Source organism: Mycolicibacterium chengduense (assembly GCF_033741155.1).
Taxonomy (GTDB): domain Bacteria; phylum Actinomycetota; class Actinomycetes; order Mycobacteriales; family Mycobacteriaceae; genus Mycobacterium.
The window spans coordinates 205,593-219,370 of the sequence record NZ_JAWQNH010000004.1; the positions used below are offsets into that span (position 1 = coordinate 205,593).

General features: G+C 66.9%; 17 protein-coding genes and 1 tRNA gene. 16 read left to right on the forward strand and 2 right to left on the reverse strand.

Features of this window, described 5'->3' with window-relative positions; all coding sequences use genetic code 11:
• Positions 1-42: 42 nt before the first annotated feature.
• Positions 43-116: transfer RNA gene (locus SBI67_RS16060), tRNA-Ile, on the reverse strand.
• A gap of 281 nt (positions 117-397) precedes the next feature.
• Here SBI67_RS16060 and SBI67_RS16065 point away from each other — a divergent pair.
• Positions 398-1,090 carry a GntR family transcriptional regulator gene (locus tag SBI67_RS16065; protein WP_318981520.1) on the forward strand — a complete coding sequence of 231 codons (693 nt, stop codon included), beginning with the start codon at positions 398-400 and terminating at the stop codon, positions 1,088-1,090.
• A 4-nt stretch (positions 1,091-1,094) separates the two neighbouring features.
• Complete coding sequence (locus SBI67_RS16070) at positions 1,095-1,343, forward strand: sigma factor-like helix-turn-helix DNA-binding protein (protein WP_318981521.1); 249 nt, start codon at positions 1,095-1,097, stop codon at positions 1,341-1,343.
• Between the two features lie 8 nt (positions 1,344-1,351).
• Here SBI67_RS16070 and SBI67_RS16075 read toward each other — a convergent pair whose 3' ends face one another.
• The gene (locus tag SBI67_RS16075) at positions 1,352-2,296 is read right to left on the reverse strand and encodes an alpha/beta hydrolase (protein ID WP_318981522.1); all 945 of its coding nucleotides are present in this window, start codon (positions 2,294-2,296) and stop codon (positions 1,352-1,354) included.
• A gap of 108 nt (positions 2,297-2,404) precedes the next feature.
• Between SBI67_RS16075 and SBI67_RS16080 the strand changes: the two genes are divergently transcribed.
• From SBI67_RS16080 to SBI67_RS16145, 14 genes are all read left to right on the forward strand, one after another.
• Positions 2,405-2,821, forward strand: a complete 417-nt coding sequence (locus tag SBI67_RS16080) for a DUF732 domain-containing protein (RefSeq protein WP_318981523.1) — start codon at positions 2,405-2,407, stop codon at positions 2,819-2,821.
• Between the two features lie 84 nt (positions 2,822-2,905).
• Positions 2,906-3,712, forward strand: coding sequence for an SDR family oxidoreductase (locus SBI67_RS16085; protein ID WP_318981957.1), 807 nt, complete (start codon positions 2,906-2,908; stop codon positions 3,710-3,712).
• A gap of 70 nt (positions 3,713-3,782) precedes the next feature.
• The gene (locus SBI67_RS16090) at positions 3,783-4,658 is read left to right on the forward strand and encodes an MmyB family transcriptional regulator (protein WP_318981524.1); all 876 of its coding nucleotides are present in this window, start codon (positions 3,783-3,785) and stop codon (positions 4,656-4,658) included.
• Between the two features lie 93 nt (positions 4,659-4,751).
• Positions 4,752-5,345, forward strand: coding sequence for an Rv1733c family protein (locus SBI67_RS16095; RefSeq protein WP_318981525.1), 594 nt, complete (start codon positions 4,752-4,754; stop codon positions 5,343-5,345).
• Positions 5,346-5,609: 264 nt separating this feature from the next.
• Positions 5,610-6,593: a sugar-binding transcriptional regulator gene (locus tag SBI67_RS16100; RefSeq protein ID WP_318981958.1), complete on the forward strand. Its 984-nt coding sequence runs from the start codon at positions 5,610-5,612 to the stop codon at positions 6,591-6,593.
• Between the two features lie 5 nt (positions 6,594-6,598).
• Complete coding sequence (locus tag SBI67_RS16105) at positions 6,599-6,982, forward strand: transcriptional regulator GutM (protein ID WP_318981959.1); 384 nt, start codon at positions 6,599-6,601, stop codon at positions 6,980-6,982.
• 52 nt (positions 6,983-7,034) lie between these two features.
• On the forward strand, positions 7,035-7,670 hold the full coding sequence (gene srlA, locus SBI67_RS16110; protein WP_266046210.1) for a PTS glucitol/sorbitol transporter subunit IIC: 636 nt from the start codon (positions 7,035-7,037) through the stop codon (positions 7,668-7,670).
• 12 nt (positions 7,671-7,682) lie between these two features.
• Positions 7,683-8,291, forward strand: coding sequence for a PTS glucitol/sorbitol transporter subunit IIB (locus SBI67_RS16115; RefSeq protein ID WP_266046209.1), 609 nt, complete (start codon positions 7,683-7,685; stop codon positions 8,289-8,291).
• A 27-nt stretch (positions 8,292-8,318) separates the two neighbouring features.
• Positions 8,319-8,696 carry a PTS glucitol/sorbitol transporter subunit IIB gene (locus SBI67_RS16120; RefSeq protein WP_062655321.1) on the forward strand — a complete coding sequence of 126 codons (378 nt, stop codon included), beginning with the start codon at positions 8,319-8,321 and terminating at the stop codon, positions 8,694-8,696.
• On the forward strand, positions 8,693-9,088 hold the full coding sequence (locus SBI67_RS16125) for a PTS glucitol/sorbitol transporter subunit IIA (RefSeq protein ID WP_318981526.1): 396 nt from the start codon (positions 8,693-8,695) through the stop codon (positions 9,086-9,088). Before SBI67_RS16120 ends, SBI67_RS16125 begins: the two co-directional genes overlap by 4 nt.
• Before the next feature lie 22 nt (positions 9,089-9,110).
• Positions 9,111-10,433, forward strand: coding sequence for an NAD(P)H-dependent oxidoreductase (locus SBI67_RS16130; protein WP_318981527.1), 1,323 nt, complete (start codon positions 9,111-9,113; stop codon positions 10,431-10,433).
• 31 nt (positions 10,434-10,464) lie between these two features.
• Entirely contained in the window at positions 10,465-11,475 is a 1,011-nt protein-coding gene (locus tag SBI67_RS16135; RefSeq protein WP_318981528.1) for a thiamine pyrophosphate-dependent dehydrogenase E1 component subunit alpha, read from the forward strand.
• Positions 11,472-12,503, forward strand: coding sequence for an alpha-ketoacid dehydrogenase subunit beta (locus SBI67_RS16140; protein ID WP_489685562.1), 1,032 nt, complete (start codon positions 11,472-11,474; stop codon positions 12,501-12,503). The genes SBI67_RS16135 and SBI67_RS16140 overlap by 4 nt, the downstream gene beginning before the upstream one ends.
• The gene (locus SBI67_RS16145) at positions 12,503-13,756 is read left to right on the forward strand and encodes a 2-oxo acid dehydrogenase subunit E2 (protein ID WP_318981529.1); all 1,254 of its coding nucleotides are present in this window, start codon (positions 12,503-12,505) and stop codon (positions 13,754-13,756) included. Before SBI67_RS16140 ends, SBI67_RS16145 begins: the two co-directional genes overlap by 1 nt.
• Positions 13,757-13,778 lie beyond the last annotated feature (22 nt).

The window sequence follows — 13,778 nt, forward strand, 5'->3', positions numbered from 1 at the left end:
GCGTTCAAGACGCAGATCTTGAAGAAAAATCACGCTCTAACGTGGGGCGGGCGGGGCTCGAACCCGCGACCAAGGGATTATGAGTCCCCGGCTCTAACCAACTGAGCTACCGCCCCTGTCGCGCATCGGCGCGACAGGCATCTTCGCACGTGGTGAGGCCACGGGCGATGAGTGGGTTCCGCACCGACGGCGCCACTAGCAACGGACGTGCGCTGCCAGCCTCTACGCGGCGCACAACGGTCCCGCCAAAGCACGAGAACCGGGGAATCGTGGCGAATACAGCACATTCACACTATCCCTGCTCACAGTCATATCAGCCGGAAGGCAGCAAGGAACACGAGCTGAACCGCCGCAGGCGCTGTATACAATCGCTGTAGATCGTATCCAGGGAGCAGCTATGGGAAATGAGAACGCCGCAAGCCGCGTGGCGTCGGTGCTGCGGGCCGAGATTCTGCAGGGCGACCTGGCGCCGGGGGCGCGGCTATCCCAGCAGTGCACAGCCGAACGCTTCGGCGTCAGCCGCATCCCCGTGCGGGACGCCCTGGCCGTTCTCGCCGGGGAGGGCCTGGTCCAGCCGAGCACCAATGCCACCGCCGTGGTCACTGGCATGTCCGTCGCTGAACTCCAAGAGCTCTACGAATTACGCCAGGCCGTCGAGCCCGTCGCCACCGAGCTCGCCGTGCCGAATGTCGGCCGCGCAGACATCCTTTCGATGCGCCACCACATCGACGTCATGCGGAAGGAAACCGACGCCCGCCGCTGGCTGAGTGCCAACACGGCCTTCCATGCATCGGTGTACCGCCGGGCGAATCGACCCCGGATGATCGAACTCGTCGAACAGCTCCGCTGCCTGACCGACCGTTACATGTACTTCCACCTCGAAATCGTGGGCCAGACCGAGCACCTCGACACCGAACACCTGAAGATTCTGGACGCCGTCGAACGCGGCGACGGGCCTCTGGCGGGCCAGCTCACCCGCGAGCACCTGGCCTCCTCACACGACTTCATCCTCACCCACATGCTCGAGATACAGGGTGCCGCCGGCGTTGACGGCACCGACGCCGCTACCGGCCCCAGCCGACAGAGCTAGTCAGGTGGTCACCATTCACGTCACCGACGTTGCTCATGGCAGCGCCGCGTACCCACCGGACCGGTCCACCGTGGTCGCAGCCCTGCAGTCACTGCCCCCCTTGCACCGAGACCTGATCCGTCGGGCCCACTTCGACCGGTGCACCACCGCGGAAATCGCCGACGATCTTCGCCTGCCGGAATCGGTGGTCAAATGCGAACTGCACTGCGCCCTGCGCGATCTGCTCCGGTTGGTCCGATCCGGCGCGGCGTGAACCTCGCGTCAGAGGCTGCGCAACCTGACGAGTCGGTCGGCCATCACCCGCTGCGATACCGCCGCCTGTTCGGCGAACGCCTCGAATGCATGCGGGCAGCCCGGCAGCACCCGCAGTTCGGTGGGAACACCAGCGTCGATCAGGCGGCGCGCATAGTCGATGTTCTCGTTACGGAAGATGTCCAGATCGCCGACGTCGATGTAGGTGTCGGGCAACCCGGCCAGATCGGTTGCCCGCGCCGGCGCCGCGTACGGCGACACGTCGGGACCGCCCGCCGCGGCACCGAGCAGTGCACCCCACCCGGTCCGGTTGTCCTCGTAGTTCCACACCAGATACTCCGGGGGCAGTTGAGGATCCGGTTCCACCGTCCGGTCGTCGAGCATCGGGTAGATCAGGATCTGCTGGGCCAGTGCCGGTCCGCCCCGATCACGAGCCAGCAGGGCGACCCCGGCGGCCAAACCGCCGCCGGCACTGTCCCCCATCACCGCGATCCGCGCCGGATCGATGCCTAGTTCGGCACTGTGCTCGGCCAGCCACACCAGACCGGTGTAGCAGTCCTCGACCGGCGTGGGGTGCGAATGTTCCGGAGCGACGCGGTAATCGACGAGCAGCATCGACGCGCCACTGTCGGCCGCATACGCCCGCATCGCGACGTCGTACACGGGCTGCATCGGCAGGATCATGCCGCCCCCGTGCAGATACACCACAGCAGCACCGGACGGTGACGCGCCCGCGAACCAGGCCATGCCGATCTCGGCACCGTCATGACCAGTCGCGGTGTAGTCGGTGCGTTCGACCCCCGGCGGCGGTGTCCGGGTATCGGTAAGCCGCTGGAACAGTTCGGCGCTGTTGGCGCGGCGAGTGGCCACATCGCCCACCGGGGGCGGCGCCGCGTCTGCGCCGACGAACCGGCTGAGACCGTCGAGCACCTGCGGATCGATCGTCAGCGCCATGCGGGCATCCTAGCCGGTCACCGGCGCGCCACCGCGACGGCTCGCCAGCGATAGCCCGAAAGCGAAGGGTCAACGACACCAATCGAATTCCCGCATACACTGCGGCTCATGAGCGCGCCCCGCGGTGACAAGCCGTCCCGCACACCCGTCATCGCAGTGCTCGTCGCCGTGGGCCTGGCGGTGATCGCCGCGGCGGTGGTGTTCGGCGTGCGTCGGATGCAGGATCGCCCCACCGTCGCGACGTCAGAGCCCACCACGACAGCAGCGACACCGTCCGGCGAGCTCTCCCCTGCCGAGCTGGCCGAGTACGACCAGCGCCTGATCACCACGCTGCGCTCCAAGGGTCTCGCCATCGAGAACCCGCCCATGACGGCACGCGACGCGCATCTGCTCTGCGCGCGCCTGCAACACGGCCAATCGGTCGAGCAAGCGAAACGCGATTACGCCCAGGTGATCCAGGGCGACACCACCGTCGCCGACGTATTCGTGTCGACGGTGATGTCGATCTACCCCAGTTGTCCCTGACGGCGGACGATCGAGGGTGGCTCTGGCAGTACCTGTACCGTCAGGGTCTCCCCGATGGCCGACCCGCCTGCCAGCCTGGTCATGATGAGAGACAACGAATTCACCGACCACACCGACCTTTTCGGTCTGCACGGGAAGTACGCACTGGTCACGGGTGGCACCAGGGGCATCGGTCTGATGATCGCCCGTGGACTGGCCCAGGCGGGCGCCCGCGTTGTGATCAGTTCACGCGATACGCACGCGTGTACGCAAGCACAGCAACATTTGTCGGGATTCGGTGACGTTCGCGCGATCCCCGCGGACCTGTCCCGTCATGACGAATGTCTGCGCCTTGCCGACCTCGTGACGTCCAGCTCGAAGCGACTGGACATCCTCGTCAACAATGCCGGAGTGATGTGGCGCGAGCCACTGGCGACCTTCCCGGACGAGGCGTGGGAAACGGTGCTCGGACTCAACCTCAAGTCGCCGTTCTGGCTCGTTCAGGCGCTGCTGCCCGCGCTTCGCGAAGCCGGCACCGCCGATGATCCCGCGCGGATCATCAACATCGGCAGCATCGCCGCCATCCACGTCGCCCAAGCACCCAACTACTCGTACGCCAGCAGCAAGGCGGCGCTGCATCAACTCACCAGGGTGCTGGCCAGAGAACTGGGACCGCAGCACATCACGGTGAACGCGGTCGCGCCGGGAGTGTTCCCATCGCAGATGATGTCGTCCACCCTCGATGCCATCGGTGACACGATCGCGGCGGCCGCACCGCTACGCCGGCTCGGCCGTGCCGACGACATGGCCGGGACCGCCGTCTTTCTCGCCAGCCGGGCCGGGTCTTACCTCACGGGCGCCATCATCCCGGTCGACGGCGGCGTAGCGACGACCGCAACGGGCACCCCCTGAGGAGACCGTCGCGATGTCGGGGTACCCGCAGTGCCTCCCTCGAACGGCTGGACGCGCCTACGGTGAAGACATGGCCACGCTGGATCTACGCACCGAGATCCGCAGCTTTCTCACCTCACGTCGCGCCCGTATCACACCGGCACAGGCGGGCCTGAACGCCTACGGCGGCCACCGTCGGGTGAAAGGGCTGCGCCGAGAAGAGGTGGCGCTGCTGGCAGGAATATCGGTCGACTACTACGTGCGCATGGAGCGCGGCAGCCTCGCCGGCGCCTCCGACGGTGTGCTCGACGCGCTGGCAGCTGCCCTCCAACTCGACGAGGCCGAGCGCGACCACCTCTTCCAGCTGGCACGCCAATCCGGGGGGCCCAGCCGGCGACATCGGCACAAGGCCGCCGTGACGGTGCGCCCTCCGCTGCAACAGGTACTCGACGCCATCACCGACGCGCCGGCCTGGATTCGTAACAGCCGATACGACGTGCTCGCGATGAATCGCTTGGCCCGCGCGCTGTACGCACCGATGCTGGCCGACCCACGTCGACCCGCGAACACCGCTCGGTTCGTCTATCTGCGCCCCGAGACGGCCCAGAAATTTCTTGTCGACTACCACCAGATCGCCAGGGACGCGGCCGCCAAGCTCCGGATGGAAGCCGGCCGCAACCCGCACGACGAGGACCTGATTGCCCTGATCGGCGAATTATCGACGTGCAGTGAACTATTCCGGCAGAGGTGGGCATCGCAGGATGTCCGGTTGCTTCGGTCCGGGCGTAAGCGATTGCACCATCCGGTCGTGGGCCAACTCGACCTGGACGTCGAGTCTCTCCAGCTGCCCGACGAACCCACTCTGCACCTCAACGTGTACACCGCAGCCGCGGGCACGCCGACCGCGGACGGTCTCGCGTTATTGGCGTCGTGGGCGGCCACCCAACAAATGTCGGCGACGGTGTGAGATTGCCCGCAGGCGACGATTCTGATGCCGGTGTCCGAGTGCGGCAATGCCAGACTGGTTTACATGACCGTTACATGGGAATGGTCCTGAGCAGTGACCACACGACACCGCCCCTTGTCGGCATGGCTGCGATGCCTCGTCGGCACTCACCCGCTGTCGCGTCGGAGCGACCGCATCCAGGCGCGCGTGCTGGCGCTCGCCGTCATGATGGCCCTCGTCGCGATCCCCATGTGTGTCAGCCCGGCCCGCGCCTATCAGGCTGAGGTGCTCAGCCGCAGCGAAACGCAGCTCCGCACCCTGCGGCCCGTTGATGCCGTCGTGCTTCCGCCGGCTGCATCCGCCTCGCCGTCCCGCACGCCGAGCGCTGCACGGGTCGTGCGCGTGCAGTGGAAATCCGCCTTCGTCGAGCGAACCGCCGATGTGCAGACCCGTGCCATCGCCCGGCCCGGTGATCACATCCGCATCTGGCTGAACGCGCACGGCGATCCGACCGCGGCGCCGTTGTCACCTTCCGATGCCACCGGCCAGGCCGTCGCGTACGGCATCGCGATCTGGCTGTCGATTACCGTCGCCTGCGCCGTCCTCTACCTGCTGATGCGGCGCATGCTCGACCGCGGCCGTCTCGCCGCGTGGGAGCACGAATGGCGACGGGTCAGCGACGGCGGTTGGGCTAACCGGGACCGCTGACGCGGGTTGCCGTCGACCCACCGACGGCAGAGCTCACCACCTCACGGCGGCATTCCGCCGCACTCACCGCCCCGGGATCGGCAAACGAGACCGACGTCGCGGGCGGCATCACGCGCACTGTCAAACGTGAACCTTTGCGCACGCCTGTGCCTGGATTGATGTCAGGGACGCAATGATCCAGTTCACTCCAGCCCTTGTTTATGGCCTGGGTCACATGGTAGAACCATCTCTGTCAGATGTGACGGTGATGGAACGGATGTGACGATGGTTGCAGAGCGGGTCCGCGAGGACCTCGTGAAAGCGGCTCGGATGTACTTCCTGGACGGTTCCTCGCAGCAGGAGATCGCCTCGGTGCTCGGGACCAGCCGGTCCAACGTCTCCCGGATGCTGGCCGCCGCTCGGGAACAGGGCATCGTCGAGATCCGCATCATCGACGGCACCGAGCGCAGCGACACCCTCGAAGCCGAACTCAAACAGCGCTTCGGTCTGCACGACTGCCAGGTGGCCGCCCATACCCCCGGTTCCACACCCGCCCAAACGGTTTCGAAGCTGTCCTCGCAGTGGCTCCTGGACAACATCCAGGATGGCCAACGCCTGGCGCTGTCGTGGGGCACCGCCCTGCAGGCGATGGTGTGGTCGATCACCGCCAGTCGGCAGTACGACGTGGAGGTGGTCCAACTCGTCGGCGGCCTTTCGGCGGTCGACGCCGGGGTCACCGGTCAGGAACTGGTGCGGGAGTTGGCAACTCGGCTCGGAGCCCGGTATCGCTACCTGCACGCGCCGGCACTGGTCGCCAACCTCACCGCGGTCGAGGCCTTCCTCAGTGAACGCTCCGTATCCGGCGCCCTGGACGCCGCAAAGTCCGCCGATATCGCCTTCGTCGGCGTCGGCACCTACGGGGACAGCTCCTCGGCGGCGATCATCGACGCGATGGCGCTGAGCCCAGAAGATCGCGCCGAACTGGACACCATGTCCCCCGCTGGCGATATCTGCGCCCGCTACTACGACATCAACGGTGTGCCGGTGCCCTCTCGCGCGGTGCACGACCACGTCATCGCCGTCGACCTCGACGACTTACGCCGGGTGCCGATGGTGGTGGGCGTGACGTCCGGGCGAGTGAAGGCGCCCGGTCTGGTCGGCGCGCTCCGCGGTGGTCACCTCGACGTCTTGATCTGCGACGAAGCCGCCGCCCGCGCGGCGCTGGCCCTCGACGCCGCGACCCCTCGACTCGGTACGGAAGGACTGTGACCTCGATGATGACGTTCACCCTGATATTCGCCGGCCTGTGGGCCACCCAGATGCTGATGAGCTGGTGGCAGTCCAAGCGATTCCTCACCGACATCGCCGCCCTGCGCAGCAACGGCGTCGTGTTCATCGGTCGCGGCAAGCGGCGCGGCCTGCGCGCCTACGCCGCACTGGCGCTGCGCGACGGTGTGGTGACCGACTCGCGAATCCTCAACGGCTACACCGTGTTCTCCCGCGCCAAGGCATGCCCGGAGTTGACCGGGATGTCGGTCGGCGAGCTGGCCGAGGGCACCGTCGGCGGGCTCGATCGCCGCACCGCCCAGGCTGCGACGCACGCGGCAACGCTGTACGTCGAGCACCACGCCCGGAAGCGGAAAGCTGCCGCGGCCTGAACCCGGCAACTTCCTCTCATCCCCCTACCCATCACTTTCAGACAGGAACGACATGTCCATTGCCCTTGGGCTGACTCTGCTTGCAGAGGAAGCACCGGCGCCACCCAGTGGCTTCAACGGAGTGCTGGCGGGTTGGGCCGAAGCATTCATCGGCATCTTCAAAGCGGGCGCCGAGACGTTCGTCGGGCTGGTCACCGGCATCATCCCGCTGCTGATCGTCCTACTCACCGCCGTCAACGCCCTCATCCGGCTGATCGGTACCGAACGGATCGAGAAAGTCGGTGTCATCGCCGGGCGGCCAGGCATCCAGTACCTTCCACTGCGTTATCTGGTGCTGCCCGTTCTGTCGATGTTCTTCCTGACCAACCCGATGGCCTACACCATGGGACGGTTTCTGCCGGAGCGCCGGAAAGCGGCGTTCTACGACGCGGCCGTGAGCTTCTGCCATCCGATCACCGCGATCTTCCCGCACGCCAACGCCGGTGAGTACTTCGTCTATGCCGGGATCGCCGCGGGCATCACCAAACTGAACCTGCCGGTGGCCGATCTCGCGGTCCGCTACTTCTACGTCGGCCTGATCGTCATCCTGCTGCGCGGCATCGTGACCGACCTCATGGTCGGCATCTTGACCCGACGTAAGGAACGCCAGCACGGCTCCCCCACCACCGCCGCCCCTTCCCCGGCATAAGGACCAACGACCATGAGCGAAATCACCGCAGACGCCACCGATCAGGGCAAAGCCACGGCCTCCGCGAAGACCCGGGGAGCCTTCGACAAGATCGCCGGCGGACTCACCGGGCTCGGCCGGGCAGTGGGCAACGTCGTCAACGTGTTCTACCAGTCCGGCCGCGAGACCATCGACACCGTCATCAAGAATGTGTTGCCGTTCATCGCCTTCATTGCGTTCCTCATCGGCTTCATCCAGGCCACCGGGATCGGTGACTTCATCGCCAAACACCTGGCACCGCTGGCGTCGGGACTTCCCGGCCTGCTGCTGATCTCGGTCATCGTCTGCCTGCCCTTCCTGTCCCCGGTGCTGGGCCCCGGCGCGGTCATCGCCCAGGTGATCGGCACCCTGCTCGGTGTGCAGATCGGCCTCGGCAACATCGCGCCGCAGTACGCGCTGCCCGCGCTGTTCGCCATCGACGGCCAGGTGGGCTGCGACTTCATCCCGGTCGGCCTCTCGCTGGGCGAGGCCGAACCCGAGACCGTCGAGATCGGGGTGCCTGCCGTGCTGTTCTCCCGCATGATCACCGGCCCCGCGGCCGTCGTCATCGCGTACTTCGCCAGCTTCGGCCTGTACTCGTAACCCCCACCGCCAGAAAGGAAACGACTTATGACCGATTACAAAGCAGTAAAGGTCACCAAAGGCCGCAACGGATGGGGAGGCCCGCTGGTCATCAAGCCCACCGACGACCGTCCGCTGATCTACTCGGTGACCGGCGGCGGCATCCACCCGGTGGCCCAACGCATCGCCGAACTCACCGGCGGTGAGGCTTTTGACGGGTTTCGCAGCTCGGCCCCGTTCGACAAGGTGGCCGTTGCCGTGATCGACTGTGGCGGCACCGCTCGCATCGGGGTCTACCCGATGAAGAACGTCCTGACCATCGATATCAACGCCGCCACCCCATCGGGACCGCTGGCCAACTTCATCAAGGAAACCAACTTCGTCTCGCACGTCGGCACCGGCGAGATCGAAGCGATCGACCAGTGACCGATGTGCGGGCGCAGATCGTGCGCTACTCCACCACCGTGACCCAGATCGGTTCCCTGGTACCGGATTTCGCCGAGCAGGGCATGCTGATCTTCTTCGGCGAGAACGCTCCGGTCGAACTGCACGATATGAGCGTCCTGCACCGACCCGAGGTCGCCGTCGGGGGGCTCACCGTCGGGGACGTGCTCATCCTCGACGACCATGAGTTCCCCATCCTCGCCGTCGGTCATGTCGCCAACCAGAATCTGGTCAACCTCGGCCATATCGACCTGAAATTCAACGGTGAAACCTCACCACCCCTGGGCGGCGACGTCTGCCTACCGAACATCACCCCGCCGAGATTGCTCCCCGGCAGCACATTCCGTGTGGTGACACGAACACCCACCGCCTAGACCACCCCCAAAAGGAGTTCCCGTGAGTTACACCGAACGTCTCATCGCCCGCCAGGACGAGCTGGGCCGCCCCATCCGCGTCGGACTGGTCGGCGCCGGTCAGATGGGTCTGGGTTTCATCGCCCAGGTGGGCCGCATCGCCGGTATGCAGATCGCCGCGGTAGCCGATGTCGTTCCCGGCCGTGCCGCCGACGCGCTACGCAAAGCCGGCGCTGACCCGCAAACCGGAAGCGAAATAACACAACTCGCGCAGGCCATCGAAGCCGGCGGCACCGTCGCCGTCGAGGACGCCGCGCTGCTGACCGCACTGCCCGTCGACATCCTGGTCGACGCGTCCGGTGTCCCCGAGGTCGGAGCGCAGGTCGCCTTCAGCGGTCTGCTCGCCGGCAAGGACATCGCCCTGCTCAACGTCGAATGCGACGTCACCATCGGCTACCTGCTGTCCTCGATCGCCAAGCAAACCGGGCGCATCTACAGCGTCTGCCGCGGTGACGAACCCGCCGAGGCTAAGCGGCTGGTCGACTTCGCCCGCGACCTGGCTTTCGAGGTGGTGTGCGCGGGCAAGGGCAAGAACAACCCGTTGAATCCCCATGCCACACCCCAGGAATTGACCGCCGAAGCCAACAGCAAGCACATGAACCCGAAGATGCTGTGCAGCTTCGTCGACGGCTCCAAGGCCATGATCGAGATGGCGGCGCTGGCCAACGCCACCGGCCTGGAGGTCAGCACCCGCGGAATGTACGGACCGCGTTCGAGCATCGACGAGCTGTCCACCACGTTCCGCACCACCGACGACGGCGGCGTGCTGGACCGGGCGGGCGTCGTCGACTACTGCACCGGCGACGTCGCCCCGGGCGTGTTCGCGATCGTGCGGACCCCGGACGACATCGTCGCCGACGAGATGACCTACCTCAAGATGGGACCGGGTCCGTACTTCACCCTGTACCGGCCGTACCACCTGGCCAGCATCGAAGCACCCCTGACCATCGCCGAGGCTGTCCTGGACCGCAAGCCCAGCCTGGCACCCTCGCATTGGAACGCCGAAGTTGTCGCCGGCGCCAAACGCGACCTCAAAGCCGGTGACACGATCGACGGCATCGGCGGCACCACGGTATACGGCGTCATCGAATCAGCGCAGGCGACAAAGGATCAGGGCCTGGTGCCGCTCGGCCTGCTCGAAGGAGCCACGCTGCTGCGCGACGTCCCCGCCGACGCCGTGATCACCGCCGACGACGTCGAACTGCGCCCCGGCACCACCATCGCCGCGCTGCGGCAGTTGCAGGACAAGCTGCTGGCCGGTGTTCCACTGCCCATCGCGATCGCCGGTGGCGCGCATGTCGCCTGACACCTCGACCCTCGATGTGAAAGGCAACCTCGTGACCACCGAATCAGATACGGCCGCAACGCGACTGGCCGACGATGGCGCCCTGTCGCGGCGGGTGCTGACCACCATGTGGGAGATCCGCCGGTTCGAAGAGGCCGTCGACGATCTGTTCGCCCGCGGCCTGATGCACGGCACCATGCACCTGTCGATCGGGCAGGAAGCCGTCGCCACCGGTGCCTGCTTGGCACTGACCCGCCACGACCTGATCACCTCGACCCACCGGGGGCACGGCCACTGCATTGCCAAGGGCGCCAAGCTCGACCGGATGATGGCCGAGCTGCTGGCCAAGGAAACCGGCTACTGCCGGGGCCGGGGCGGGTCCATGCACATCGCCGATGTCGACACCGGCAACCTAGGCGCCAACGGCATCGTCGGCGGCGGCATCCCCATCGCCGCCGGCGCAGCGCTGGCCCAGAAGTTGCGCAACACCACCAACGTCGCCGTCAGCTTCTTCGGCGACGGCGCCACCAACGAGGGCGCCTTCCACGAGGGCCTCAATCTGGCTGCGGTGTGGGCGCTACCCGCGGTGTTCATCTGCGAGAACAACGGTTACGGCATGTCCATGTCGAGCGCGCGGTCGATGGCCGTCCCACGGGTCAGTGACCGGGCAGCGGCCTACGGGATGCCCGGGGTCACGGTGGACGGCAACGACGTCCAAGAAGTCTTCGACGCCGTCAGCGAGGCCGTCGCCCGCGCCCGGGCCGGCCGCGGGCCGACGCTGGTCGAGGCCGTCACCTACCGCTACAAGGGACATTCCAAGAGCGATCAGAACCTTTACCGCACCCGCGAGGAGATCGACGCGTGGCGGGCCAAGGACCCGATCGGCCGGTTCGAGGCCGCCGCGCTCGACCACGGCACGCTGTCCCAAGACGATATCGAGGCGGTGCGCACCCACGCTCGCGATGCCATCCGCGCGGCGATCAAAGCCGGTAACGAGGCCGCCCCATCCCGCGCCGACGAATTGCTCTCCGGCGTGTACGCACCAGTGCAGGAGTCAGCGTGAGCACGTCCACCACCATCGAAATCGACGCCCCCGGCGGCGCGGGTGTCACCGAGATGTCCTACTCCGACGCCGTCCGGGACGCCCTGAGCATCGCCATGACCGAGGACGAACGGGTGTTCATCCTGGGTGAGGACATCGGCATCTACGGCGGTGCCTTCGGTGTCACCAAGGGGCTGCTGGAGAAATTCGGGGCCGAACGGATCCGCGACACCCCGATCTCCGAGCTCGGCATCGTCGGTGCGGCGGTGGGCGCAGCCATGTGCGGCATGCGTCCGGTAGTGGAGATCCAGTTCTCCGACTTCACCAACCAGGCGATGGACCAAATCGTCAACCAGGCAGCCAAGATCCACTTCATGCTCGGCGGCGCGGCCAGTGTGCCCATGGTGCTGCGCGCCCCGTCCGGATCCGGAACCGGTGCGGCAGCCCAGCATTCGCAGTCGCTGGAAGCCTGGTTCGCCCACGTCCCCGGCCTGAAGGTGGCGCTGCCGGCCACCGCCGCCGACGCCAAGGGTCTGCTCCTGGCCGCGATCGACGACCCGAACCCCGTCATCGTGCTCGAACACAAGCTGCTGTATCGCACCAGCGGTCCGGTGCCCGCCGGGAATGAGCGGATCCCGTTGGGCAAGGCTGCCATTCGACACGAGGGCGACGACCTGACGATCGTGGCCACCGGGGTGATGGTCGGCAAGTCGGTGCAGGCCGCGCAGACGCTGGCCGCCGAGGGTATCGGGATCACCGTCGTGGACCCACGCACCCTGGTGCCGTTCGACGAGCACACCGTGCTGGATGCGGTGCGGGCCACCGGCCGGGTGCTCCTGGTACAGGAGGCGCCGATGACCGGCGGCTTCGTCGGGGAGATCGCCGCCCGGATCGCCGGCTCCGACGCCATCTACAGCCTGCTGGTTCCGATCAAGCGGCTGTGCGGCCTGGACGCGCCGATCCCCTACGCACCGGAGCTGGAGAAGGCCAGCGTGCCGCAGGTCGACGACATCATCACCGCGGCACGAGATCTCGTGAGGACGAGCTGATGCGCGACGTTCCCTTGGTGATGCCCAAGATGTCGATGACGATGACGGAGGGCACCTTCCTGGTGTGGCGCCGGGAACCCGGCGAAGTCGTCAAAGTCGGCGACGTGCTGTGCGAGGTGGCCAGCGACAAGGTCGACATGGAGGTCGAGTCACCGGTCGAGGGCACGCTGTCCCGACTGATCGCCCAACCCGACCAGGTACTGGGTGTCGGCGAACCCCTGGCCTATATCACCAGCGACGCCGACGATCTGCTCGACGGGCTGTTCGACGGGTCTGACGACGGCCCGGCACCCGCGCCGCAACCCGAACTGGTGACCGCACGCGCCGCGGCCCCGGCGGCCACTCCGCCGTCGCGTCGCGGACCGCGCCCGGCCGTACCGTTCGCCCGGCGCCGGGCAAGCGAATTGCACGTGGACATCGACACGGTGGCCGGCTCCGGCCCTGACGGACTGATCACCGTCGGCGATGTCGAGACGGCCGCGCGCAACGCCAGCGGCAGCGCGACTGCACCCGCGATATCGACGGCACCGGCCGACAGCGGCGCCCAGGACGCGTTCGGTGAAACGACAACGGAACGCCTCAGCCGCATCAACAGGGTCTCGGCGGCCGCACTCACCCAGTCCTGGACGACGATCCCGCACGTCACGCAGCACGACACCGCCGATATCACCGACCTCGACGCCTACCGGCGCGAACTCGATGCGGCGGCCAAGCTGGACGGCAACCGGGTCACCCTGCTGGCATTCCTGCTCAAGGCCGTGGTGTGCGCCCTCAAAGCCCATCCGCGGGTGAACAGCTCGCTGACGGCAACGCAGGATGCGTTGGTGCTCAAGCACTATTACCACCTTGGCGTGGCGGTCGATACCCCGCACGGACTGGTGGTGCCGGTGATCAGGGACGTCGACGGCAAGGGCATCACCGAGTTGAGCCGGGAGCTGGCCGACGTGTCGGCACGGGCTCGGGACGGAAAGCTTTCCGGTGCCGACATCGGCGGGGCCACGTTCACGGTGTCCAGCCTCGGCGGCATCGGCGGCACCGCTTTCACCCCGATCGTGAACAGTCCCGAAGCCGCGATCCTCGGGGTGTCCAAGAGCCGGACCGAGCCGGTATGGGAAGGCGCACAATTCGTTCCTCGACTGATGTTGCCGTTGAGTCTGTCCTACGACCACCGCATCATCGACGGCGCCCTGGCGGCGCGGTTCACCAGCCATCTGGGCCACCTGCTCGCTGACGTGCGCCGCCTGCTGCTCTGACCGTTCGCTGGCCCGGCTCAGA